This window comes from Pantoea sp. EABMAA-21 (assembly GCF_030053335.1).
GTDB classification, from domain to species: Bacteria; Pseudomonadota; Gammaproteobacteria; order Enterobacterales; family Enterobacteriaceae; genus Pantoea; species Pantoea communis.
Genome location: NZ_JASGBX010000050.1, coordinates 1 through 375, shown reverse-complemented (window position 1 = coordinate 375; position 375 = coordinate 1). Strand labels below are relative to the sequence as shown.

1 tRNA gene and 1 rRNA gene are annotated in these 375 nt (G+C 48.5%); both read right to left on the bottom strand.

The annotated features are described in order from the left end of the window. Positions 1 to 150 precede the first annotated feature (150 nt). Positions 151 to 225: transfer RNA gene (locus QMZ65_RS25200), tRNA-Glu, on the bottom strand. Between the two features lie 89 nt (positions 226 to 314). Further along, positions 315 to 375, bottom strand: a 16S ribosomal RNA gene (locus QMZ65_RS25195); the annotation flags it as partial.

The following is a 375-nucleotide window of genomic DNA, read 5'->3' as shown; positions in this document are numbered from 1 at the left end:
TTTATTCATTCTTATTACGGAGAATGAATACGACGTGTCGTTTCAATTTTCAGCTTGTTCCGGATTGTTAAAGAGCAATATCTCAAACTCGACGTTACCGTCAGTTTTGAGATATTTCGTGGAGACACCTTTCACCTGTCACCAAGCAAGTGGCGTCCCCTAGGGGATTCGAACCCCTGTTGCCGCCGTGAAAGGGCGGAGTCCTAACCGCTAGACGAAGGGGACACATACATGTCACGACTTCGCAGCCGTCTTGCTCATTACTTTTCTATCAGACAATCTGTGTGAGCACTTCGCGGGAAGGTATCTTCAGGTAAGGAGGTGATCCAACCGCAGGTTCCCCTACGGTTACCTTGTTACGACTTCACCCCAGTC